Origin of the sequence: Periweissella cryptocerci (assembly GCF_004358325.1) — a bacterium.
Lineage (GTDB): Bacteria > Bacillota > Bacilli > Lactobacillales > Lactobacillaceae > Periweissella > Periweissella cryptocerci.
In genome coordinates this window covers 931,789-955,566 of record NZ_CP037940.1, presented here as the reverse complement: position 1 = coordinate 955,566, position 23,778 = coordinate 931,789, and the positions used below count along the sequence as shown (strand labels likewise).

The following is a 23,778-nucleotide window of genomic DNA, read 5'->3' as shown; positions in this document are numbered from 1 at the left end:
CTCAGAAAGAAGGAAAAAATCATGAAAATTATAGTTAAATGGCATTATACCCGGGTAGTGGTAATTGTTGCCGCAATTTTAGGAATGCTTTCAATTTTTATGCCATGGATTAGTATGCCAATTCTTGGTACCCTTACGGCAAATTCGCTTTCAACGGTAGCCAGTAAATTTGGTGGCAAAGGGATTTATCCACAACTTTGGTGGATTGTCTTATTAGTTTTTCTAGCAATGGCGTTGATTGCTTTGTTAATTGGAAAAAAAGAGGAGCTACTACCAGCTGTGTATAAAAACTCAATGGCGGGCGTATCAGTAGCGATACTCGGATTTACAATTTATGATTTGGTGAAAATTCAGACGGCATTAAAACAAACGGCAGATGCTAAAGATGACGTTTTTGGCATCGGTAGCACACTTGCCAGCTCAGTGTCGTTTCAATATGGGGTGGTTGTGTTCATTATTGTGTTAGCTGTAATTGCAATTGTGAATGTCTTGCCGGGGAAAATATTAAATGGCAAGAATGGCGCACAAACGGAAACTGACGATAAAGTAAGTAAACCAATGGATCGAAAAAATTTTTTTAAAGTCACTGCGATCGTTGTTGGAGCGGTTATTGTCGTCGGGGGTGGAGTTTCAGGTGTTCGTGCAATCCAACGTTACGAGGTCCAACAAGCCGCAAAAGCGAAACTAGCAAAGGCCACGAAATATGCAAATACAGCTAATATTGGTGACGTTTTCGCAAAATTGTCGAATAAAAATAAGAATCAAGTGTTTTATACTGCAATGATGAATTTCGGAAAAGTGATTCGCGACGATGTTTTTGCAGATGACGATTATGCGGAAAGCGTATACGAAGATTATCTTGCGACTAATTCGGACATGAAAACAATCGGACACACATTTGATAGTACTGACATTGCTGATTTTACCGAGGTACTGAATAATTATACGGATAAAGATATTAGAGATGAAGAAATACCCAAAAATGTTAAAGCGCTAATTAAGACGGAAACTCAAGGGGTTACGGATAAACTTGATGCCGCAATTAAAAAAGCGTATATCAAAGAATTTGGGAAATAATAACTTATATAAATGAAAGTGAAATTTATTCCGAAATTATACGGAATGTTTATAGAAAAGGATGGTTGAACGTTATGAAAAAAGTATTAATTGGTAGTTTTGTATTATTGGCTAGTGTTATGTTAGTTGCGTGTGGTAGTAGCTCAAATAACGCAAACAACGCTAAGAGTTCATCGGCACTAGAAGCAAGTAAGGATTCTAGCAGTTCTAAATCAGATGATTCAACCGATACTCTTAAAAGTTTGAATGAGTTGGCAGAGCGAGGTGAATCGACAAAAGAACTATATGTAACAGGCAAAATGAAGGTTGGTACTGACGATACCATTAAACCGGGAATTTATGATTTGGTTATTAAAGGTGGCGATGGAAATATTATGGGAGACCGTGCGGATGTTGATGCTTTGGACATTAATTGGATTGGTGGTGTTCAAGGTAATGAAGGTGGCGATGATTCAACTTTCCGTGTGATTCTGTTTCAAGGGGATGATCTAGATTTTAGCAGTATCTCAAAAGTGCAATTCACAGCAATTAAAGATGCCAAAGAATCCGATAGACTTGGACAAGGTGAATATGTTGTTGGACGTGATATCGCAGCCGGAACGTATAAGCTTTCAACTAATACCAAGCTCGACCCTGAATACGATAATTTAGGCTGGCATATATCAACGTACGATGACAATACAGCTGATACGCAAACTGTTGACCTTACTCCCGGAAGTAGCGATGTTGCAGTGGAATTAACTGACGGTGAAATTGTTACAACGGCATATGATGGAGACACAGGGGACTCTGGTAGCGCTGATAAAACTAAATTGATTTTCACGCCAGTAAATCAGAAATAAAAAAATTGAATGGAAGTAGGACAAAAGGCTGTCGCAAATAGTTACATTCGCTAGTCCCTGTCACCAGCACAAACAAATCAAAAAAGCTTAACCGCCCGCATTGCTGCCTGGTTAAGCTTTTTTAGGTCTAACTGAGTTTTATTAGTTATTGCTCTGAATCATGATAAAATTCGGGAGAAATATTGAGGGCCGCAAAAAAGGTACGGAATAGGTCGCGTCGGGATTTCGTGGGAGTGCAAATTTTTTTGGCGAATCTAGTATGCATGTCGTTGGGGTGTGTGACCCAAGTTTGAGCATTCTGTTGCAAGTCAAAAGGTAATTTGAAGGGCTCGGTCTTGTCATGCGATGTTGAATCGAGGACCTCGTGCCACCATCTACTGCCATGGAAGTAATAGGCGGCAAAGGTTCGCGCGGCATTGATATCAGCAATCGTGACAAGTGGCTGATCAACTGGACTGATGAGGCTCTTGTCAATGCGGTTAAGAATTTTTTGTAAGGACGCGCAGATTGGCATCGCTGGCACGGGCGATGCGTCGAAAGCCCAGGCTTCATAATTGTGTTGCGCTAAGGCATTGCGGTACAAAATGTAGGCAGTTTGAACTTGTTCATAAAGCCAACGCTGAGATTGACGTACAAGTAAATGTAATTCGGTCGGCAGCGGTGCCTCAGTACAGGCGAGGACAATGCACGCGGTGTCACGTGTAATTGCGTCAATTTGGACGATGTCTTGCAAATTCACCCAGTTAACACTGCGGTCTTTGTAAGAGCCTAAAGGAATTAGGGCGTATTTAAAATTCGTCACAGGCAGGGGGTTATCGTTTGGTAGCTTTAGCTTGCTTAACGTGAGTTTGTTAGCAAACGTATTGTCGGCTTTGTTACATGGGTAAGTTGCCATTACAGATTCGGTGTTCGTGGTGAGACGATGGAACTGCGCTTGTTTTGTGACGACTAAAGTTTCGTTTGGCCGTGGTCCATTACCGGTACGTAAAACGGCGAGCGTTTGACGATTGATTTGGGGAGCTGCCAGACTGGATTCCAATGCAGGTATGTGCTGGAGTATGGTACTAGGTTTCGTTGTATCAATCTTGATTATTTTATTTGTTGACATTTAAAATCCTCCTAAATTTTTTTACACCTTGTAAAAGTATACGGCGTGACACTGAATTTGTGAACTGACACCACCTGAAAAAGCATGACGGCGCCCTGACAGGACGAAAACGCAACGGGCACAAGGGATTGCGCTCGGGTTTTTGTTAGGTTTTTGTTTTTTTGTTAGTGAAATTACGATTACGCCAATTTAAGAATGCTGATATAGCAAGGAAAAGTAGTGAGTAGTGTCGCCGAGAAATCAGCGACAAATTGGTTGTGTCATTCGAGGGTTTGTGGTTGATTTGCTATGATATTTCTTGTGCAAGACATAACAAAAATCGCTGGCGTGAAACTTAAATGACACGCCGGTGATAGCAAGTTTAGCTAGCACAAACATAATCAAGCTCGGTGAAGTCCGGGGGATAAGTGGGGAAATGAACATGAACGAAACAGACGCATATACATTTATTGATACAAAGGAATCTTGGGCGACTATTTATGGCATGCTGCGGCATCTGGGCGTGGCGGCCTTTGATCCGGATTATGAGGATTATGCCCAAGAAGCGTGGCTGATTTTTTATCAGTGGCTACAAGAACCAGCGGCAGCAGAATTAGCACCGGAAGCTTTACGGGGTATCGCCTATACGCGCATGTATCGGCGGACCTTGAATCAATTACGGCGAAATCACCGGCACCGCGATATGCGTGAGGACGATGAAGCCTTAGCGCAAACGCCGATGACGGCTAATGAGGAATTTGAACTCGCGTGGTTTACGCGGTTGGCATTTGATAAATTGACCGACCGCCAGCGCGTCATCTTACACTGGCTCGTTGACCATGGCGACACGCAAACAGCCGTCGCCGATAAGTTGGGTGTCTCACGCCGAACTGTCTCACGCGAAATTAAAATTGTGCGCCAACAATTACTACGAGACCGCATTATTGAGCGCCCATTGGAGGCGTAATCCGCACAGATTTAATTACGAACGCAAAGACACCAAATAATCCTGACCAGCTGGCAACAGGATTATTTGGTGTCCAGAAAAAAACACAGACTGGAAAGGGAAACATACAGATGACCGAAACGCGAATTAAGAAAAAACAAAAGAACTCAAATTTTACGATTATCGACAATGCCGTCTTAACAAACAGTCACTTGAGCTTTCGGGCGCGCGGAATTTTAACAATGTTATTATCGCTGCCGGAAGATTGGATTGTGCGTAAAGGGTGGTTATACACGCAAACTGAAGGTGAAGGGCGGCAGGCAATCGACAAAGCGTGGAAAGAATTAACGCAAAATCATTATATTTGCTTGCGCCGAGTTAACGATACCGTGAATGGCCGCATCCACCATGAAGTTGTTGTTTCAGAAATCCCGATGACCCCCAAAAAGGAGAAACGCAAGCCACTTAAGGTCACTGATACGGGCGTCAATCCCGGTGATACCGTCCAGTTGTCGGGTTCCCAGCAAATGGGTTTCCAGCAGATGGATTCCCATCAAACGGGTTTCCAGCACATGGATATCCAGCAGATGGATTCCCGGCAACTACTAAGTACTAACGAACAAAGTACTAATCAACAAATTACTAACAAACAAAGCCCGAATTTAACAACGGCGGATGACGAAGATGATAAAAGTAAATTATACATGCGCGCGGTCGGGGACTGGTACGTCCGGGTCGGCAAAGCCTTGGGTTGCTACCTGAATCAAAAAGAGCGCGCCTACGTCAAGAAGTGGATCCAAAAAGATGGCTATTCGGAAGCAGAGCTGACCGCTGCTTTAGCCGCTAGCGAACTGAATCACGGGAAGACGGTGAAGTATATTGACATCACTTTGAGAAATGCCCGAAAAGCTACTGAAGCACCAGCATTACGGGTGCACGATATTCCGTTAGTTGACATTTTCCATACATGATTTACGAGACCACAGATAGTGGCATGTGTTTTACAGTGTGAATGAAAAAGCGGGGAAAGACACTGATGGCGTGAGTTTTAGGCATCGTTGTAAATTTATTGCGAGAAATTTGAAAAAAGATGTCACAATTTGCGCCGCTGAATTGACTGTATAGGTGTAAGGCAAAACAAGCGGCCGCTTAAACCGCCTACAAAATAACTTGGCTTTGATAACTTAATTTGGGAGCCAGTCGGGCATGAAGCGGCTTCGCACCGCATCTGCGCTCGAATAGCACCGAAATCCAGGACAACAATTTAGGAGGAAATGCATATGGCAGCAGCAAAAACACTCGCAATTTTAGGACGTGATGAAGAATCATTTAACGAAGTGGTGAAGAAGCGCTTCACTGACATCGCCAATGATGTGACCGCTGAACAAGCACGACCAGTCATCATTGCGTTGGAAGAAATTTGGGATTTAGGTGAATTGATGAGCTTCAATTTGATTGAAACTTACAATCACGATTTAGAAGTCTAAACCCACAGATTGATTGAACTCGCCACATTTGGCAACATGATTTCACCGTATTTTAGCTACCAACTGTAAGTGAAGTTACGGTTGGGTACGTAAAAAACGGTGCACCCAAGGAGGAAATGAACATGGTAGAAACTAAAAAACTCGTATTAACTTTCAAAAACTCACTCGGCAAGACGACTTCATTGACGTTGGCAAAGTTCAAAGAACCGGTTGATCCAGCCAAGGTGGAAGCAGCAATGGTTGTAATTGCGCAAAGCCAAATTTTTATCACTAAGGAAGGGCACCGCAAGTACGCCACACCGGTGTCAGCCCGCATTGTGACGGCTAACACCGACGAAATCGTGGATTTAATCGCGGGCTAATTACTTGTGGGTGACCCGCTAATTCCACACATCAAAATAAGCGCGCTCACGGGCACGTTAAAAAGGCGGTGGTCACATGTTAAAACACATCAAGTTACTCATCGTGATTGGGTTACTACTGGGAGTACATTTTGAGCAGCCAGAAATCGGGCTGTTGTTGGAGCTTATCAAGTAGTAACTTAATTGGGGGCTTTTCTTATGACTTGGGATTGAATAAACTTGGCCACTGTGTTAGTTGGGCATAATGCTCAAACCAGCGAAAATACAAGGCCGTAGTAGCATAGAAAAGTACGGAAACGACAATCCCACGCTGAACAAATAAAACCCCTAATTGGAAGGTAGTCAGGTATACTGGCTGCCTTTTTTGTTTATAAAATTTGGCAGTGCTGGCACAGTTAGATTTGAAAACATAAACGCAGGATTTTGCCGTCAAATAATGGAACTGGAAGTCATTAAAAAGACCCATCGATTTTTTATTCGATGGTTTATTAGTAGTTGCGTTTAACTTAATGACATTGGTGTTTACTAGTTATGCGTTTTCTTTAAACTTGTAAAAATTAAATAGCAAAAAGTAACAACCAGAAAAACAATCGCCAAAATTTTAAAGATGCTGAAGTTAGTAAATGAATAGATTATTCCCAATATAATCGTAACCACTAGTAAAATATTAAACGCATTAAAATAACGATTACGCATGACTACCTCCATTTGACTGGCGTTGAGTATTAAACAACTACGACTATACGCCTTTTTATTGTGTTTTTTTGCACGTAGTACTTGCAAACGTCGCTTTGGTAAAATATTTATGAATGTCATGCCATATTGGAATTTTTTTGTTTTATAAACTTTAGCATACGCTGTATAGCCGAATTTCATTGCCAATTTGTGCAATTACATACCAGATAACTGACAAAAGGAGCCTGTGTGTAAATGAGATTTATTCGATTTATGGGCACAGGGGCGAAACATATTTTCGCTAAAATTGAGGATGGATAATACTAAAAAATTTAGACGGGAGCGAATCTAATGAAAAATACAAAGCATAATAAAGGAAAGCAAGTGGGCTACGCTTCATTGGCGACCGCGGCGTTGGTTAGTGGAATGGGAACTGCGCCAATTATTTTGGCCCAGCAAATGGACGACGATGAGCGCACCGAACAAGTCATGAGTTCTAGTGAGACAACGCCGGCTAAGGAAGAAGCTACGAGTGTTGAAGATGTTAAGACAGTGGAGAAAAGCGCGCCGACAGATACTGAGACGTCTGTGGATACGCAGAAGACCGAAGCACAAACATCAACCGCTGTTGTAAAAAATGAAACGAGTACGCCAAAAGAAAACGTAAAAAATGATACGCTTGCGTCCAAAGCGAGTGCTAAATCGGAAACTGAAGTTTTGCGTTTAGATAACAAAGAGGGTGAAGGCAAAATTTCCGCGAAATCTGCTGACAAAGTGGTACAAAAGAAGCAAGCACGGGCTCCACGGACTGGTACAATAGAGATGAACTATGACGAGACCGTGGCGGGTAGGCTGCTATTGGTAATCGTGTCGAATGCAGAGCCAGGTGCCATTTTGAAAATAGGTTTTAAGGCGAGCGACGGGAAAATGACAGTATTAGGTAACATAGAAGTTCTTGAAGATGGGAGCGGGGTGCTCATAACTTATGTACCAACGGATACGGTTCCGGGCAAGGCATGGGCCGGAGTACTGGATAGTAACGATGAAATAACGGACACGGTTGAGGCTGACAGCATAGACATTGTTCCCGTTCCCAAAATCACTCCCGATATTGTTGAAGGGCCGGGCGGTAGTCATGTCACGGTCACAGTCGAAGATGCTCAGCTTAGTGAATTATGGTTAGCATTTCAGGCGAATGACGGTACCACGACGATAAGCACAGCAAGCTGCACTGTTAGTGAAAATGGCGAGGGCGTACTCGAAATTGACATTCCGCTCGATGCTGTTTTGGGCGAGGGGACGTTTATGCTCTTAGACTATAACATGGCCCCCGTTGACACGATTGCGCCGGCCACCTTTAACGTGACTGAAATCAACCAAGGTGGAAATACAGGCAATGAAGATAACTCATCACAAAACGATGACAACCAATCCACCGATAATTCAGGAGACAACGGGAACAATGAAAACAACGGTAACAATGAAAACAACGGTAACAATGGGAACAACGAAAACAACGACCAGAAGCCAACCGATACCAATAAACCAGCTGACGGCTTAAAACCAATGGACGATGACAAACCAACTAGTGACGATAAGTTGCCAAGTAATGTGCTACCAACATCACCTAGCACTACCAACCCAGAAAACGGCGCGACCCAACCGCCGAAAGCAATTACGCATTTACCCGGATCGGGCGGTAATTCGACACCGGCAAAGACAATCTTAGCCAAGCCAACGCCGATGGTAACAAGCTATCAACCAACGACTAGTCAAACCAACACTTCAGCACAAGACACGCTACCCCAAAGTGGTGTTTCAGTCACTGCAAGCAGAATTCTGCTAGTCGCCGGTGCTGGATTACTTGTTTTGGCGGGCGTACTGGGGTTAAACCGTCGAAAAAATTAGCCGTGTCGGGTTAGTAAACTTGGATGCCCTGACGATTTGTTATGGTGTATTTTTATTCAGGGCGTCGAAACTGCTCAATATGAAAATGTAGGAATCTGCGAAATAAGATTAACGATACTGGTTTTGTCGAAGCTGCGCTGTAATAATTAATATTAACTAAATAACGTTATCTGAGCTACGGCAGAATATTTGTCGTGGCTTTTTGGTGCGCTGAAAAAGGCAAATATTAATTTGAGTTTGGCTTATATCATAAGTTTCAATCAATTTGGTTTTCATGCTGAAATTTCTCTGTCTTTTAGCTTACTTGTTGAGGATGCCACTAAGGCAGCAAAAATCCTGAAAACCCTTTCCAAGACGGCAAAATCTGGGTATCATGGGGTGAAGAATGGCAAATAAAATTTATGAAATTTGTTATCAAAGTTGTTTAGTAAAGGGAAAAATAAAAGAACCGCAATCACCATAGGAGGAAATGGATTCATTGTTGGAGCTAATCCGATTAAGTAATCCTATATGTTAAGTTGAAAATAAGACTTTTGTTTGACTACGGTGCAAGCTTGGTGTAGGTGTACGATGAAAATGGAATGCTTGAGTTGAATGGTATACCAATGGATGCCCAAAATTATGAAGAACTGGACGCAGAATTGGATATTTTAGATGGAAAATATCGAGAATTATTCATTGATAATGACGTTGAATTTAGCTACATTGGATTTGATTCCGATAAGGCAAAAGATGAATTTGTTAGTCGTGTGAAAAAATTTGCTAGTAAGTTAAAAGCCAGTGTTGATGAAACAAAATATGTAATAGTAGACGATACTGATAGTTATTAGAAAAGTAGTAGGTAAATGGGTAATGATTTTCTTGGAATTGGTCAGTGATAATTTATAATCCAAATGATTACAAAGACCAATGGTAAAACTATGAATTTAGAGCATTTAATTGAGGCAAAATTTTTAAGGGAGGTGAAGTAACTTGAAATTTAGTGAAATGGTAAAAAGACTGGATAAACATTTGCGGGACAAACATTTTGTAATTGAAGAGAAGTCAGGTATTGAGATTTACGTAGTAACGTCACAAGGCGAAATTGATCAGGAAACGTACTATAAGCTTAATGATTCTGATGGTTATTCAGTTACTTTAATATCTAGAGGTTCTGAAATGGAAATCGATAAATTTGATTCACTCAATGAAGCTGAATTATTTTTACTAATTAATGTGGTGGCTAGTGCATTACCATTTGTAGATGTGTATCATAGCTTACTAGCAAAGAAACACTATTCATTTTTTGTTCAGAATAAATTCAAGAAAGCATTTTCCAGGGCGAAAGTTTTTTCAAAAAATGGTGAAATTCCCGATACTTTATTTTTGAAAGAAATCGACGGTCTATATCAAATCTATTTTGAAACTGTGAACAGAAAGCAAATTCGAGTAAATAGAGACGGAGATTACACTTACGGTGACGCGTTGTATTCTGTCTATCTGGTAGCAGATTCAGTTTATGCAGCAAAATTTGTCGAAAAATATTTGCCGGAAGTATTTTCAATTAATGTTATTGAAAATATTTTGGTGGAATATTTTCTAAAAAAAGCTCTACCAATGCCAATGACGAAAGAAGAATTAGAGGAATTTATTAATGATTAAAGCAACGGGAATCTCTTGGACGCATGTGTTTGACTACAAGAGTAAAACTACTCGGAAGGAATATTTGTTAGCTTGGGTTGGTAATATTTTGATTTATCTAATTGGGGGGATGTTCTTATTACCAATGGTTACGGCATGGATTGAATATCCATTCCACATTACTGAGAATGCTCGAATGGTTGGGGCATATGTCGAGGCAATTGTCATCGTTACTGCATTTGCCCTGATTCAAATTAGCTTGAACGTTCGGCGGTTGCGGGATGTTGGTATGTCACCTTGGCTTGGTTTATTGATGATTCTCTTCCCAATCTCGTGGATTTTCTTCGTGGCGATAGCGTTTATTCCAAGCAAAAGTTCTAAGAAGTAAGTAATAGTGTCACGGTAATTACCGTGGTGTACATAGAATGAAATTAGTGGGTTTTAATGCAGCCACGGTGGGCGATAAGTTAGTCCAAACGGGGAAGTATTGGAAGGAAAAGCTCCGTTCGGGGTGAAACTCAAAATATATTCGTTACAGGAAAATGGAAAATATATCACTATGTTGGGAAAATATTATTTCATTTGGTTCGCTAAATCATTAAAGGAGAAAATAAATGTGGCAAGATATTAAACTTGAAAAAGTTGATGGAATTGAAAAATTAGTTGGGGAATATGTAATTTGGATGCAGGAGATATTGCCATACGGGAAAATGAAGATTCGCATCTATGAAGATCAAGATGGGCAATATACTGGAAGTACTGATGTCAGAATATTAAATAGAATTGATGGGAGTCCACAGGGAGGATTAGGCTACGGGGACAGTATCGATAGAACTCTAGAAGATACCGTTAATAATTTTTTAGACTTAGTGATGGATCATGATGTCAATCACAAAATACAAAACTTAGCGGAAAATGAAATCGAGTATTCGACGCCATCAGATTTTTAGGAGTAAAAACGATGCAAAAATATTCTGAAAAATTAATAATCACTAAATGGCCGGGCTACTTTACACCAACAACTGTTTCCGGATTTATCTTTTTTTTTAGTACTAAGTTCACTTTATTTTTTCTTAACGTGTATGAAACTGATTCACTTGGCTGAATTTCACATGTGGAAGCAAAAGAATTACATGTAAAAAAACACGGACCGAAGATGGGAAATAGTTCAGAAACGTTTGATAAGTTAGAAACGGATCATATCATTGGTGACCAATTTGGTGGGTCGAATTTGCGTGATAATTTACTATCGCAAGATAAAGATCTTAATCGTGATGCGTACTATAAAATGGAAAGTGAATGGCGTGCAGAACTAGATGCTAATCCTCCAAAAAAAGTGACAGTTCAAATTGATATTGAATATCCGAAAGATGGAAGCCAAAGACCAACTGCTTATCATGTGAGTTACAAGATTGGAAATAATAAGAAAGTATTTAAGGACTTTAATAATTCTAAATAATATGATGAGGTATTGCTAAATGTTTGAAAATGAATTATCTGAATTACAAACTAAACTGGTTCAAGATACCGTAGATACGTTTGATGATAAGGGCGACGTTTACTACTTGTTGGGAACAATTGGAGCCGGGTTTCGAGAATTTGAAATTTTTCTTGCTAAAGACGGTGTATTAGATGAGCAAGAATTTTTAAAAACAATTGATGAAGATATGGAAACTTTGTTTATGCGCGGGTCACTAAAAATCATTAGTGAAATTGAACAGTTGTTTCAAAGAAATGGTAAGGAAATTCCAGAAGAAATGTATTGGGAATATGATTACAATAATAATTCTTTAACTGCTGATTTTCGTTATCAAACAAAGCATGTTGAAAATGGCATATTGAGTACTATGTTAGCTAAAAAATGGATGAAAGAAATTAGCGAGAATAAAGGGTACAGTATTTTGGGTGATACTCCAAAGTTATCTAAAATAATTAATACAAAAGTTAATGCAAATGAATCTTTATTAGCAAAACTATTTAAACGAGGGAAAAACAAATGATTACAGCAACCAAAGATTTTTGGATTAAAACGTTTGACTACAAATCAGAGGCAACTCGAGCAGATTACTGGTGGGCAATGTTAGGTAATGCGATTTTGTTCGTATTAGTAACTATCGTAGGTTCATTATTAATTGGCGCCATCTTGGCATTAATTGATTCAGGGACTAACGATATGATTGATATTATCGTGACCGTGTTCGTCGTATTTTTATTACTGGCAGTTATTGTACCTTCAGTAAGTTTGAATGTACGCCGTTTGCGTGATGTTGGATTGTCACCATGGCTGGGGTTATTGATGATTATTCCAGTCACAGGGATTTTCTTTTTGATTGTTTCATTCTTACCAAGTAAACAGAAGTAGTAATTAATAAACAAGAGAATTCAATCTCTTGTTTGTACATATGGCAATATATGCTTTGACAACAAAAAAAGAAAAAAGGTAAGAAGCAATGACGGTATTAAGTTCTGGAGTTTTTAAAATCAACAAATGGCCTAAAGCTATTGATATATTTAAAAGTTCAATTTTGTTTCTCAGTATCCTAATTATTGAAGGATCAATTATTGTGCTTGATAAATCAATGGGCCCAGTATTGGCACGTGTATTACTAGTGTCTTTTATTGCGTTGCCTGCAACGTATGGACTTAGTTACATTCCTAGGAAGGTTAGCCTTGAGGTTTGTGAAGACCAAGTATGGCTCCGAATGGGTAAAAATAGGGTGATTTTAAAATCAGAGAATTTTGAATTAAAACCAATAGGTCATATTGATACGCCATGGGGAAATATGGATTTTACTATTCGATTTTCTAATAATGGTCGAAATTATGTACTTGTCAAATCTGTTAAACCGGTTGATGGATATACATTTAGTAAAGAATATGAGGAATTTCAAGAGTTTCATAAAAAATTGTTCAGCTTAGAAAAATCTTTTAAAAATGGGAGAAAAGATAATGAGAGTTAAACTCTTAAATATTGTATTCGGTTTAACACTAACGCAACTTGTTCTGCTAGTACTTGCATTAATTGGTGCATTGATGATGCTTGGAAATATGCAACAAAATCTAAGGGGCAGAACAAACGATGACTACAGTAAATCAATATGAATTTACGGCATATCCGTTAATTTGGCCAAATACGACCAATAGATTAATCATTTTTATTTCGATTATTATGTGGCTACCAATTTGGGTAATAGGCGTACACAATTTTAGTTTGCTTCTAGTTGGACGCAATGCATTAACTATTGGAAGTCTAAAATTCAGAAAAGAGTAGGAGACGGGGAGTTATGGAATTTGAAAAAGGTTTATCAAATTGGCAGACGGAAGTATTGCAACTTGTTTTTGATTATATGAACGGAAAGGAAGGGCATTACTATATTTACGGGTCGAATGAAGCGGGTGTGCTGGGTTTTGATTTCTTTATGGAAGTGCAAGGTAAAATTTACACTCGAAATGATATTGACGGGAGTGTAATGTTTAATGACGCATCAAATGATTATGAAGAATTATTTGATAAAGGAACGAATATGATTTTGGATTTAAAAAGTATGTTCGAAAAGAATGGAAATGAAGCACCTACTGAGGTACGAATGAAATATGATTCAATAGGTGGTGATATTGCAATTAAGTATGGATATGCTCGAATGTATTCAGATGATGAAAATATACTTGTGACAGATGTGTTTGATAATTGGGTGTTGGTTGAAAAAGAGAGGCTAAATAATGGAATTTGAAAAATTTCTATCATGTTGGCAGACTGACGTTTTACAGCATGTTTTTGACTATATGAATGGGCAAGATGGAGTTTACTTTATTTATGCTTCAGATGAAGAAGGCGTCTTAGATTTTGATTTTTTTATTAAAGTTAATAATGTAGTCTACACTCGAAATGACATTCGAGATACATCGGCATTTAACGGAGCATCTACTGATTATGAGTCTCTTTTTAATTTTGGGGTGGATAAGTTACTTGAACTGGAGGAGATGTTTAAGAAAAATGAAAAACCTATTCCAACAGAAATAAGGTTAACATACGATTCAGAGTTAGGGGCTGCAGAAATTAACTATGAGTATGATTTAATGTATGCAGATGATGAAGTCCTCCTCTCTGATGATGTATTTGAACAATGGGTAGCAGATGTTAAATTGAATATTAATATGACACCGTTGTTTGGAAAAGGTAGGAATAAATGATGCAAGCAACTGGAATGATGGGCACTATAGGGAAATTGATACAAGAGGTGAAGTAGCTTGAAATTTAGTGAAATGGTAACAAAAATTAGTAATCGTCTCAATAGCAAGCATCAAGTGCATGAGGATAAACGTAGTATTAAGGTTTATCAAGTAACTTCACAAAATGTTACAGATCAGGAAACGTATTATACACTTACTGGTGGGGGAGCCTATTCAGTATCTCGAATCTCAAGGGGAGTAAAATCTGAAAGTACTAACTTTGACTCACGAAATGAAGCAGAAATTTTTTTATTAATCATTTTGGTGAAGAACGCATTACCGTTTGTTGATGTATATGATAATTTACTAGCAAAGACGAATTATTCCTTTTTCGTTCGGCAAAAATTCAATGCGTTGTTTCCGCGGGGGAAAGTTTTTTCAAAAGCTGGTGAACATATGGGCACACTTTTTTTGCAAGCAAATAACGGCTTATATGAGGTTTATTTTAAGACTAGTACTGGAAGTATAGTGCGGATAAATAGAGAAGGTGAAAGCACATATGGAGACGCGTTGTACTCGCTTTATTTGGAGGCTAGGTCAGTCTACGCAGCAAAGTTACTGACAAAGTACTTACCAAATGAATTTTTAGTAAGCACGATTGAAAAGGTATTGGTGGAAAAATTTCTGAAAAAATTAGCCTAAACTAAAAGCAGTAGAATGCAGCAGTAGCTAAGAAAAAGAAGAAACTGAAAAGGGTGAAAAAACTGTGAGAATTTCTGGTGAATTTAAAATTAGCAAGTGGCCAAATTCAATTGATATTGTTAAAGCATCAATTTTGTTTCTCGCATTTTTTATTTTTGAGGTAATTTCTATCAAATTTGATGTTTCAGATAGTCAAATATTTGCATGGACAATGCTTGCATCATTTGGGATTTCTCCAATTTTATACGGTATGGTTTACATTCCGAGGCGAGTTGTTTTAGAAATTGAAAATGGATGTGCATATATAAGTTTAGGTCGAAAAAAAGTGATACTTAATCCAATGAATTTTGTTCTTCAGAACACGGGACACACGGATACACCTTGGGGAACAATGGATTGGAGTATTCGCTTTTCGAATAATGGTAAAAAATATATATTGATGAAATCGGTCCCCAAAAAAGAGAAATATCAGTTATCAAATGAATATACTGAATATATGGAATTTCATCAAAAAATATCTGAGTTAGAAAAAATTTTTAAAAATAAGAAAGAAAATCATGCAAACTAGAAAGAAATTATGGGCTTTGGTTAAAGCTGTCAACGACGGTGAAATAACGATTAATACGTTTACTGAAGAATTTACGATTATTTTTGATCGTGAAACAGATTATACTGAGTTATCTGAACGGGAAGAGACTGAATTTAATGAGCTTGTTGCGTTGACATCACGGTATTCTCCATTTTTGGAAGATTTTGAAATACAAAATACCTTTTCGTCGGCTGCAGAGATTTTAATCAAAGTAGCGGAAATATTAGAGTTAGGTCTTGATGATTGAATTTTCATCTTTGGCAGACGACAACGCAGTATAAGAAGTTTATTTATCAAAGCAACAGAATACTCTTAAACACAGATGTTTGACTACAAGCGTAAAACTACTCGGAAGGAATATTTGTTGGCTTGGGTCGGCAATATATTGATTAGGAGAGTGTATAAAATGTTTGAAAATGAATTATCCAAATTACAAACACAACTAGTTCAAGCCGGTGTTAATGAATTTGATGATTTAGCTACACGGTATTATTTTTTCGGTACATTAATTCCTAATTTTCAAGAATTTGATATTTTTTTTGAGAAAAATGGAGTGATATATCACAAGGAAACTTTGCCTGGGTGGAATTGAGTCAATAAACCGGACACTAAATCTCTGAAAAAGTTTGTGAAATTTGCCAAATTAGTTCTTCAATTCGGCAGATTTAAGCCAAGAATCAATAAATCCTTATCTCAAATCTTCCGAATCGAATAATTCTGATTCGGTCATATCTTATGTTTTCTGAACCGTTGGAACTTTCTTTACGGCCAGCTCTTTTTCAAATTCAACCGGCGATAAATAATCTAAACTACTATGGAAGCGAGTGCGGTTATACCAGTGTTCAATCCAGTAAATTAAGCGGACACGTGCTTCCTCAAATGATTCATACACGTTTGGGTGAACTTCTTCTTTCTTCAATGTTGCGTGGAATGACTCAATGACTGCTTGATCATACGGGACGCCAGGTGCGCTGTATGACCGCCTGAGTTTGTATGCTTCAGCGACAACTTCATAGTCGATACTTGTGAATTCAGGGCCATTATCTGAATGTAGGATAGTTTCATCTGGCCGAATATCGCGCGAAAGTAACGCATTACTCAAAGCCATCAGTGCCAATGTGGTGTCTTTGTGGAATCCATATGCATAGCCAATAATTCGTCGGGAATGCATATCAATAACACTGGCCAAATACGTCCACCCATCTCTAACCGTTTTAACGTAGGTGATGTCGGTGAACCATATCTGGTTAATATCAGTGGTATCCCATCCTGATTAATCAAAGTCTCTTGTTTCACGTACGAGCTCTCTGCCGGATATGGTTTCCACTTAGCGACAATTTTCGATTTCAGACCGTTGGCACGCATGATTTTCTGCACACGTTTCAAACTCAACGATCCAGGCCAATCCTTACGCATCCGTCCGTGAATTGCGGGGGCACCATAAATTCCTTTACTGTCGTCATAATATTTTTTGATTATGGCGAGTAACTTGCCATCTTCAATTTCTCGGATACTTGGTTGATGATTTTTATGATCATAATATGTGCCACGTCGAACACCGAAGATCTTTGTGGCCAACTGAACGTTGACATCAAGCTCATCGATAGCGTCATAAATGTCAGTGTTAGTTATTTTATTTTCCGTGCGAAGATGGCCAATGATTTTTTTAGAATATCATTCTCCTGTTTGGCGGCAGCGAGTTCTTGCCGGAGCTTAGTCACATCCGCCGAAGTTGTGCTTTGTAGTTTATTGTCTTGTGATGCCTTAACCCATTTCTGAATGGTTGAAACCCCAACTGAATAACTATCTGCGATTTCGGCTAAGGGCATGTCGGTCTGAGCTAGGTCGACAATCATTTGCTTAAAATCATCATTAAAACGTTTTGCCATGATACTAAATCTCCTTGTGAAATATTACTTTCAGTATAGAGATTTAGTGTCCGCTAAACCATACTAACTCCAAGGTAAGTGTGGATTCAAGTTAGAAATGGGAAACTATTAAACGGCGGTCGGAATGATCATCCATTACCTTGGAATGAAAAAACCGGACTTTCAAGTTTCAAAAAAAGAAATTAAGGAGATTAGACGTGAATAATGATGAACTGTATTTGGCATATGTTATAAGTAATGCATTTTTAAATGATTATTATAAAAAAATGGTGGAGAGGAATTGGCGTTTTTGTTGGGCGCTATGGATACTAATATTTTTGAGACAAATTTACCAGCTGATCCTGCAATCTGGAGTGAGTTTGAGGAAATTTGGAGTAGTGCAGGTATAGAACGAAATATATTTGCTCAAAAAGCATATTTTACGATGTATTCGTTTTTAAAATCGTGGTGGAATAGTACTGAAGAACTTGATGCAAAAGAAATACTAACAAATTTAATGATTTTGAAAAATGGTTTACCGAAAGAAAAAATTTGGATAGATTGGATTGAAATTATTAAACAAGTTGAGTCAAAGCCAATTGAGGTACCGGATTTTACAAATTATAGTGTTAATCCAGTAAAAACACAGAAAAGAAGATGGGGATTTTGGAGAAAAGGGTGATATATTAATCACAGGAAAGGTAAATTCTTTGAGTTTTTTCTAAATAAATCCAATAAGGATGATAACTATGTTAGAAAATGAACTGGCACCTTTATACAATGAATTGGGCAACGAAGTGATTATGACGATTCCTAAGGATTGGACAGAAGTCCATTATTTAGGTGAGGTAGAATCGAAGGAGAGGAGTACAGCTTCCATTTTTTACTTTAAAGAAAAAATGAGAATAATAATTTTATTCGTTCAAACGATATTCTTGATATTTATAACGTTTCGAAGGCGGAATATGATAACCTTATAGACAATATGGATACTATACTAGTGAAGATATATCGTGTGTTCATTGATAATAAGCAAAATCCGTGGGATCAAATAAAAATGTCATTAACCCCAGACGGGAAATTTAATGTTGATTTTATTTACGGTGCTTTAGATAATGACATTACACAAGATGAGCGTGAAGTTATATGGGCATATGAAGATTTGAACATAGTCCCTGAATCTTGTTCAGACGATGAGGAGACGCTCATCAATTGTTTTGGCGGACCTATTCCTTCTAAACCAAAAAATGAACGATAAACCCAAGAAAAAGAAATTCCACGGTTTGTTCTAAGTTATATATAATAAACAGGCATGAACCAATTTTTAAATAAATTAGTTTGTGCCTGTTTATTTTTATAAAAAGACAAATGGTATGGTTTTGATTGTTTTCTTCTTAATTTGTTTTGTCATAGGAGTTGGTTCGAAGGTGGACAAGATTGATGAAATATGTAACCGCCACTGATATAGGCAGAAAAGCTGATAAGGAGAAAAATGGTGCTTAAAAATGAAGATGTTAATAAATTAGGGCAACAAATTATTGATATGATTCCTACCGAGTGGAGTTATATTTATTTCTTGAGTGAAGTTGAAGTAGGAAAATCGAGTATTTCTGCTGAATTTTATTTTCAGGATGCAAAGACTAAGGAATTTGTTTTGTCACATGATATCCCTGAAAAGTATTCAGTTTCGGAAGATATATATGACAGTTTGTTGGATGAATTATATGATTTAGTTCTTAAGATTTATGATACTGATCTGAATTTGAATGGTGAGATTTGGGATCAGCTATTGATGGAAATTAATCCTAAACTACAGTTTAAAATTAACTTTAGTTATCATGCGTTGGAAGGACCAGAAAGCCAAGTTGAACGTCGAATTTTTTGGGCTTATGACACAATTGGCTTGGTACCTAAGGATGGGAGCTTTGGCTATAAAGAATTACAGGAGCATTTGGCCGAAAAGAATAAAAATGACATTGATATAGAAAAAAATGTTACTGAACCTTTGGAAGACAAAAATCAACATAGTCCAAAGAAAAAGAAATTCTTCGGTTTGTTCTAAAATATTTGGTGAATAGGCATCAACTGATTTTTAACTAAATTAGTTGGTGCTTTTCTTTTTTTTAAGGGCAAAGTGTTTTCAACCGGGGCACCGGACGATTACGATTCATTATTCACCACGGAATGGGAAACACCTCGGTGGCGATAAGAATCCGCTTGAGAAATACAAGCATGTTATTCCGGCCGGGAAGTTCACAAAGCCCAAACAAAGTACCCTTGAATATGTCCTAAGTATGCCCGGCAAAATAGTTAATGGTATTAAACAGCGTTATGATAATTTTTCGGACGCAATTGGTGACTTGTTTAGCCGTGGAGCGAAAGTGGTGGTTAAGGGATTTGATAAGGGGACTAACGCGGTTAAATCGGCGATTAGTAAGCATCTTCCCAGCTGGATTAGTAAACCACTCAATGCCTATATTGGGTTCAATGTATCGGTTGATAAGGGTATAACCGCGTTTGTCTCGGATTTAGGCAGTGGCTTGTATCGCCTGAATAAGGGGCTGGAAGATACTTTGTTGGACGGAGTTGGTGCTGCACTTGGTAATAAAGCCGCACAAAATCGCTTGCTGACCACTTTGAAAAATACTGGCTATGCAGCGGCGAACGTGGCACTTAGTTTGATGCGGCATAGCGGTGATGCAAACACGCGTATAGCTGGTGAGTCATTTACGAAGTATTTATCAAAAGTGACAAATGGTAAAATAGATGGTGGTAAGGCATTAGAAAATGCGTTAGCGACTTCAGTTACCAACATGTACAAGAAAAACGGTGGCGTATACACCGCAACATACCTAGGCTTGACGATTGCTTCGCTGTTTGTGAGTGGTGGAACGGTTGTCGGTGTTGGTTCGAAGTTTGGTAAGACTGATGAATTGTTGGGGTTAGCTGGTAAGGGTGAGAAAGTTGCATCAACTGGCGGTAAGATAGCAAAGGTGGATTCTAACCTGGCAAAAATTGCAAAATTAGATGATTTGAAAAATGTTGGAGAAACTAAACCAAGGTTTGTTGGAAGGCGAATATCAAAAGACAGATATGACGTTCTGAGAAAATCAACACCGGATGTTGCAATTAGGGATTACGTTAATGAAAATGTTAAAATACCGATGAAAGATTTCGCTATTCCGGGTGAAATGATTACAACCAGACTACAGGCAGACCATATTGTTCCATTTGATAAAATTGTGACTTTAGATGGTTTTGATAAGCTGACTTTGGAACAACAAAAGGCGGTAGTCAATTATAAAGCTAATTTTACGCCATTGAGCAGCACTGCAAATAAGTCGAAGGGCTCGAAGACAATTGAAGAATGGACAATGTATAAGAAAAAAGGCATTAAAATTAACCCTGAATATAGGAAGTTAATGATGGTACAGGAAAAGAAATTGGAAAAAGTACTTCAAAAATTAATTTATAATTACATGAAAGGAAGTTAATGATGGATAAGTATAAGTTTTTGAGTAAATACACACTGTCTGATAGTAAAGCAATTCCAGTTAAAAATTCGAGAAAGTTAGGTGAAATTCGAGTTCCAGAATATTGGCTTGCGATTTTGGATGAAAAGGATATTGAAAAAAAGAAAAATATCGTTTTGAATGAGTGGAAAAAATATGTGAAAGTCGAACTTAGAAATACAATTCAATATTTGGAATCTTTCTTGAAAAATATTGAATTATTCCGAGTAGAGGATGACGTTTACTTACTTTACACTATTGAAAGCTATCAAACGAATAAAACAATGTACTATGCGGGAGGAAACCCTCTAACAATTCATAGAGACATGAATGACAATCTAAAAGCGCTCTGGGGTAATATTCCAATTGCCCTCCGAAATTTCTATGAAAAATTACATGACGGCTTTTATTATTATCCAAGCCAATCGATGGGGTTGGATAAAATGTTAAACATTGAAAGTATGGATGATGTTGAACTTCCCTTGAATATTGAACCGAAAATCAATATTCAAAACACTTATAATTTTTTGAGCACTGGTTCAGGAAGCTATGTGACATTGGATATCACGAATGATGAGAACGTCAAAACAATGATTTGGCTGAAGGACTTTGAACCTATGTTAGATTTAGAATTTTGGGACGCCATTGATGAATATTATTATATTGGATTTGATGAATAAGGTTTATTTTTGTCAAAAAAACTATTTATTGAATGATTATGGTTGATGATATCGGGTCGCTTTCGTAAAAAAATATTTATGAAGTAAGCTAAAAACTCACGGCACTAGTGTAAATGGCTAGTGTCTTTTTTATATTTTCTGTGAGTACTTGAAACTAGTTCATAAGAAACAACAATCAAAGAAATAGTAAATGGATAATCATACAGTATTCCATTGCCAACACCAAAAGGCTATAAATTGCATGGTTCAAAATGTCGGTCAGCGGGTATGTGGGCAGATGCACCTAGATAAAGGAGAAAAACAAATTATGTATGATGACAAGTCAATTATGTTTCCACTTCCTTCACAAGATTTAATCACAAAAGAAGAAGGCTATTGGTCTATTGTATTACCAGACGATTATAAGAAATTCATTACCGCATATAATGGTGTAACGCCAATTTCGAATGAATTTACCGTAAATGCTCGAGAATATTTAATAGAAAAATTTCTCCCAATTCTTGAGACACCAGAAGATAATGAGCTTGGAGAATATGACATTGATGTGGTATTAACTGAACTTGACGAACGATTAATTTCTGATGAAGATTTGGTTGGTGTTGAGTTGTTACCTATCGCTGCATTGTTTTCGGGAGATTTCTTAGTGTTAGATTATTCTAATCGAAAGCAAAATCCTAGTTTAGCGATTTGGTTACATGATGAATCATCAGAATGGGAACCAGTTAAAATTCCAGCTTTCGAAACATTTTCAGAGTTACTTAATAAGTTGCATTGAAATCGGATTTTAATTAAATGAGTTTAAAAAGGTTAGTTTGTCATTGGTGACAAGTTAGCCTTTTTTGAGTGAATTAACGAATATATTTAGTAAACAGACACCAACAAATTCACGACTAACAAATTTATTACAAATTAGTTGGTGTTTTACATTTTCAAAAAGGGCAACGTTTTTCAACTGAAACCCAGACGATCACAATCCATTATTCACCACGAAACGGGAAACACCTCGGTGGCGATAAGAATCCGCTTGAAAAATACAAGCACGTTATTCCGGCTGGGAAGTTCACAAAGCCCAAACAAAGTACCCTTGAATATGTCCTAAGTATGCCCGGAAAAATAGTTAATGGTATTAAACAACGTTATGATAATTTTTCGGACGCAATTGGTGACTTGTTTAGCCGTGGAGCGAAAGTGGTGGTTAAGGGATTTGATAAGGGGACTAACGCGGTTAAATCGGCGATTAGTAAGCATCTCCCCAGCTGGATTAGTAAACCCCTCAACGCCTATATTGGGTTCAATGTATCGGTTGATAAGGGTATAACCGCGTTTGTCTCGGATTTGGGCAGTGGTTTATATAGCCTGAATAAGGGGCTGGAAGATACTTTTCTGGACGGAGTTAGTGCCTCATTTGGTAATAAAGCCGCACAAAATCGCTTGTTGACCACTTTGAAAAATACTGGCTATGCAGCGGCGAACGTGGCACTTAGTTTGATGCGGCATAGCGGTGATGCAAACACGCGTATAGCTGGTGAGTCATTTACGAAGTATTTATCAAAAGTGACAAATGGTAAAATAGATGGTGGTAAGGCATTAGAAAATGCGTTAGCGGCTTCAGTTACCAACATGTACAAGAAAAACGGTGGCGTGTACACCGCAACATACCTAGGATTGACGATTGCTTCGCTGTTTGTGAGTGGTGGAACGGTTGTCGGTGTTGGTTCGAAGTTTGGTAAGACTGATGAACTGTTGGGGTTAGCTGGTAAGGGTGAGAAAGTTGCAAAGGTTGCTGGTGATGTAAAAAAAGAAAACAATTTCACGGGGCTACTCAGAGGTGAGAAAATTGTACTTAAAAATATTGATACGAAACCAGTCGAGTACGTAAAACGGCCATCAGTGGAAGCAAAAAAACTTAGAAATAAATTTAATGCTTCCGTAAAAAAATCATTTTTGCGAAATTTGGCGACTGATGAAAAAAGGTTGCAGAAGTATGGATTGACAAAAAATGATATTGAAGACATGAGAGATGGCTATGTGCCTGATGGTTGGCAAGTCCATCATCAATTGCCATTAGACGATAGTGGGACTAATGATTTTAGCAATTTGGTGTTAGTTAAAAATGAACCATACCATAAGGTGATTACCAATTATCAAAGATCAAGTACAAAAGGGATGAAGCCGGGTGATAAGAGAATAATCAATTGGCCATTCATCAAAAACAATATTTATAATCCAAAATAATCAAATATATGAGGTGTA

The 23,778-nt window shown here is 38.0% G+C and carries 31 protein-coding genes and 2 pseudogenes; 29 read left to right on the top strand and 4 right to left on the bottom strand.

What is annotated here, in order from left to right:
- Positions 1-21 precede the first annotated feature (21 nt).
- Both EQG49_RS04405 and EQG49_RS04400 read left to right on the top strand, forming a co-directional pair.
- Positions 22-1,077: a hypothetical protein gene (locus EQG49_RS04405; RefSeq protein ID WP_133362836.1), complete on the top strand. Its 1,056-nt coding sequence runs from the start codon at positions 22-24 to the stop codon at positions 1,075-1,077.
- Positions 1,078-1,151: 74 nt separating this feature from the next.
- Positions 1,152-1,919, top strand: coding sequence for a hypothetical protein (locus tag EQG49_RS04400; protein ID WP_133362835.1), 768 nt, complete (start codon positions 1,152-1,154; stop codon positions 1,917-1,919).
- A gap of 145 nt (positions 1,920-2,064) precedes the next feature.
- On the opposite strand, the gene EQG49_RS04395 is transcribed toward EQG49_RS04400, so the two are convergent.
- The gene (locus EQG49_RS04395) at positions 2,065-3,027 is read right to left on the bottom strand and encodes a hypothetical protein (RefSeq protein ID WP_133362834.1); all 963 of its coding nucleotides are present in this window, start codon (positions 3,025-3,027) and stop codon (positions 2,065-2,067) included.
- Between the two features lie 421 nt (positions 3,028-3,448).
- On the opposite strand from EQG49_RS04395, the gene EQG49_RS04390 reads away from it, so the two are divergent.
- The 19 genes from EQG49_RS04390 (at position 3,449) to EQG49_RS04300 (ending at position 16,057) form a co-directional block, all read left to right on the top strand.
- Positions 3,449-3,973, top strand: a complete 525-nt coding sequence (locus EQG49_RS04390) for a sigma-70 family RNA polymerase sigma factor (RefSeq protein ID WP_165964780.1) — start codon at positions 3,449-3,451, stop codon at positions 3,971-3,973.
- A 110-nt stretch (positions 3,974-4,083) separates the two neighbouring features.
- Complete coding sequence (locus EQG49_RS04385; protein ID WP_133362832.1) at positions 4,084-4,923, top strand: hypothetical protein; 840 nt, start codon at positions 4,084-4,086, stop codon at positions 4,921-4,923.
- Positions 4,924-5,232: 309 nt separating this feature from the next.
- Positions 5,233-5,439, top strand: coding sequence for a hypothetical protein (locus EQG49_RS04380; protein ID WP_133362831.1), 207 nt, complete (start codon positions 5,233-5,235; stop codon positions 5,437-5,439).
- A gap of 122 nt (positions 5,440-5,561) precedes the next feature.
- Complete coding sequence (locus EQG49_RS04375) at positions 5,562-5,801, top strand: DUF2922 domain-containing protein (RefSeq protein WP_165964779.1); 240 nt, start codon at positions 5,562-5,564, stop codon at positions 5,799-5,801.
- 1,026 nt (positions 5,802-6,827) lie between these two features.
- On the top strand, positions 6,828-8,384 hold the full coding sequence (locus tag EQG49_RS04370; protein ID WP_133362829.1) for a hypothetical protein: 1,557 nt from the start codon (positions 6,828-6,830) through the stop codon (positions 8,382-8,384).
- Positions 8,385-8,974: 590 nt separating this feature from the next.
- A complete protein-coding gene (locus EQG49_RS04365; RefSeq protein ID WP_165964778.1) occupies positions 8,975-9,214 on the top strand; it encodes a hypothetical protein in 240 nt (79 codons plus the stop codon).
- Between the two features lie 142 nt (positions 9,215-9,356).
- Complete coding sequence (locus tag EQG49_RS04360) at positions 9,357-10,025, top strand: hypothetical protein (RefSeq protein WP_133362827.1); 669 nt, start codon at positions 9,357-9,359, stop codon at positions 10,023-10,025.
- On the top strand, positions 10,018-10,392 hold the full coding sequence (locus tag EQG49_RS04355; protein WP_133362826.1) for a DUF805 domain-containing protein: 375 nt from the start codon (positions 10,018-10,020) through the stop codon (positions 10,390-10,392). Before EQG49_RS04360 ends, EQG49_RS04355 begins: the two co-directional genes overlap by 8 nt.
- Before the next feature lie 226 nt (positions 10,393-10,618).
- Positions 10,619-10,954, top strand: coding sequence for a hypothetical protein (locus tag EQG49_RS04350; RefSeq protein ID WP_133362825.1), 336 nt, complete (start codon positions 10,619-10,621; stop codon positions 10,952-10,954).
- 164 nt (positions 10,955-11,118) lie between these two features.
- On the top strand, positions 11,119-11,463 hold the full coding sequence (locus EQG49_RS04345) for a DNA/RNA non-specific endonuclease (RefSeq protein ID WP_133362824.1): 345 nt from the start codon (positions 11,119-11,121) through the stop codon (positions 11,461-11,463).
- Positions 11,464-11,482: 19 nt separating this feature from the next.
- Positions 11,483-12,004: a hypothetical protein gene (locus EQG49_RS04340; RefSeq protein WP_133362823.1), complete on the top strand. Its 522-nt coding sequence runs from the start codon at positions 11,483-11,485 to the stop codon at positions 12,002-12,004.
- A complete protein-coding gene (locus EQG49_RS04335; RefSeq protein ID WP_133362822.1) occupies positions 12,001-12,366 on the top strand; it encodes a DUF805 domain-containing protein in 366 nt (121 codons plus the stop codon). Before EQG49_RS04340 ends, EQG49_RS04335 begins: the two co-directional genes overlap by 4 nt.
- An 88-nt stretch (positions 12,367-12,454) precedes the next feature.
- Positions 12,455-12,964, top strand: a complete 510-nt coding sequence (locus EQG49_RS04330; protein ID WP_133362821.1) for a hypothetical protein — start codon at positions 12,455-12,457, stop codon at positions 12,962-12,964.
- A 324-nt stretch (positions 12,965-13,288) separates the two neighbouring features.
- Positions 13,289-13,735, top strand: coding sequence for an immunity protein YezG family protein (locus EQG49_RS04325; protein ID WP_133362820.1), 447 nt, complete (start codon positions 13,289-13,291; stop codon positions 13,733-13,735).
- Positions 13,725-14,195 (top strand): hypothetical protein, encoded by a 471-nt coding sequence (locus EQG49_RS04320; protein ID WP_133362819.1) that lies wholly within the window; start codon positions 13,725-13,727, stop codon positions 14,193-14,195. The genes EQG49_RS04325 and EQG49_RS04320 overlap by 11 nt, the downstream gene beginning before the upstream one ends.
- Before the next feature lie 57 nt (positions 14,196-14,252).
- Entirely contained in the window at positions 14,253-14,876 is a 624-nt protein-coding gene (locus EQG49_RS04315) for a hypothetical protein (protein WP_133362818.1), read from the top strand.
- Between the two features lie 64 nt (positions 14,877-14,940).
- On the top strand, positions 14,941-15,444 hold the full coding sequence (locus EQG49_RS04310; RefSeq protein ID WP_133362817.1) for a hypothetical protein: 504 nt from the start codon (positions 14,941-14,943) through the stop codon (positions 15,442-15,444).
- Entirely contained in the window at positions 15,434-15,712 is a 279-nt protein-coding gene (locus tag EQG49_RS04305) for a hypothetical protein (RefSeq protein WP_133362816.1), read from the top strand. Before EQG49_RS04310 ends, EQG49_RS04305 begins: the two co-directional genes overlap by 11 nt.
- Before the next feature lie 159 nt (positions 15,713-15,871).
- Positions 15,872-16,057 (top strand): hypothetical protein, encoded by a 186-nt coding sequence (locus EQG49_RS04300; protein WP_133362815.1) that lies wholly within the window; start codon positions 15,872-15,874, stop codon positions 16,055-16,057.
- Positions 16,058-16,198: 141 nt separating this feature from the next.
- Here EQG49_RS04300 and EQG49_RS04295 read toward each other — a convergent pair whose 3' ends face one another.
- The 3 genes and pseudogenes from EQG49_RS04295 to EQG49_RS04285 all read right to left on the bottom strand — a co-directional run bounded on the left by EQG49_RS04295 (position 16,199) and on the right by EQG49_RS04285 (position 17,354).
- Positions 16,199-16,693 carry an IS3 family transposase gene (locus EQG49_RS04295; RefSeq protein WP_243115773.1) on the bottom strand — a complete coding sequence of 165 codons (495 nt, stop codon included), beginning with the start codon at positions 16,691-16,693 and terminating at the stop codon, positions 16,199-16,201.
- Positions 16,694-16,806: 113 nt separating this feature from the next.
- Positions 16,807-17,043 (bottom strand): annotated as a pseudogene (locus EQG49_RS13945) (IS3 family transposase); the annotation flags it as partial.
- A gap of 50 nt (positions 17,044-17,093) precedes the next feature.
- Positions 17,094-17,354 carry a transposase gene (locus tag EQG49_RS04285; protein ID WP_133362813.1) on the bottom strand — a complete coding sequence of 87 codons (261 nt, stop codon included), beginning with the start codon at positions 17,352-17,354 and terminating at the stop codon, positions 17,094-17,096.
- Positions 17,355-17,655: 301 nt separating this feature from the next.
- Here EQG49_RS04285 and EQG49_RS04280 point away from each other — a divergent pair, with 301 nt between their 5' ends.
- The 8 genes and pseudogenes from EQG49_RS04280 to EQG49_RS04245 all read left to right on the top strand — a co-directional run bounded on the left by EQG49_RS04280 (position 17,656) and on the right by EQG49_RS04245 (position 23,760).
- Positions 17,656-18,015: a hypothetical protein gene (locus EQG49_RS04280; RefSeq protein WP_133362812.1), complete on the top strand. Its 360-nt coding sequence runs from the start codon at positions 17,656-17,658 to the stop codon at positions 18,013-18,015.
- A 58-nt stretch (positions 18,016-18,073) separates the two neighbouring features.
- Positions 18,074-18,313 carry an immunity protein YezG family protein gene (locus EQG49_RS14155; RefSeq protein ID WP_133362811.1) on the top strand — a complete coding sequence of 80 codons (240 nt, stop codon included), beginning with the start codon at positions 18,074-18,076 and terminating at the stop codon, positions 18,311-18,313.
- A pseudogene (locus tag EQG49_RS04270) lies at positions 18,247-18,591 on the top strand (immunity protein YezG family protein); the annotation flags it as partial. The gene EQG49_RS14155 and the pseudogene EQG49_RS04270, both read left to right, overlap by 67 nt.
- 234 nt (positions 18,592-18,825) lie before the next feature.
- Positions 18,826-19,395 carry an immunity protein YezG family protein gene (locus EQG49_RS04265; RefSeq protein WP_133362809.1) on the top strand — a complete coding sequence of 190 codons (570 nt, stop codon included), beginning with the start codon at positions 18,826-18,828 and terminating at the stop codon, positions 19,393-19,395.
- Between the two features lie 232 nt (positions 19,396-19,627).
- Positions 19,628-20,827, top strand: a complete 1,200-nt coding sequence (locus tag EQG49_RS13940) for a hypothetical protein (RefSeq protein WP_243115750.1) — start codon at positions 19,628-19,630, stop codon at positions 20,825-20,827.
- Between the two features lie 2 nt (positions 20,828-20,829).
- A complete protein-coding gene (locus tag EQG49_RS04255; RefSeq protein ID WP_133362808.1) occupies positions 20,830-21,525 on the top strand; it encodes a hypothetical protein in 696 nt (231 codons plus the stop codon).
- A gap of 190 nt (positions 21,526-21,715) precedes the next feature.
- Complete coding sequence (locus EQG49_RS04250; protein ID WP_243115749.1) at positions 21,716-22,300, top strand: SMI1/KNR4 family protein; 585 nt, start codon at positions 21,716-21,718, stop codon at positions 22,298-22,300.
- Positions 22,301-22,626: 326 nt separating this feature from the next.
- Complete coding sequence (locus EQG49_RS04245; RefSeq protein ID WP_133362807.1) at positions 22,627-23,760, top strand: HNH endonuclease signature motif containing protein; 1,134 nt, start codon at positions 22,627-22,629, stop codon at positions 23,758-23,760.
- Positions 23,761-23,778: the final 18 nt, after the last annotated feature.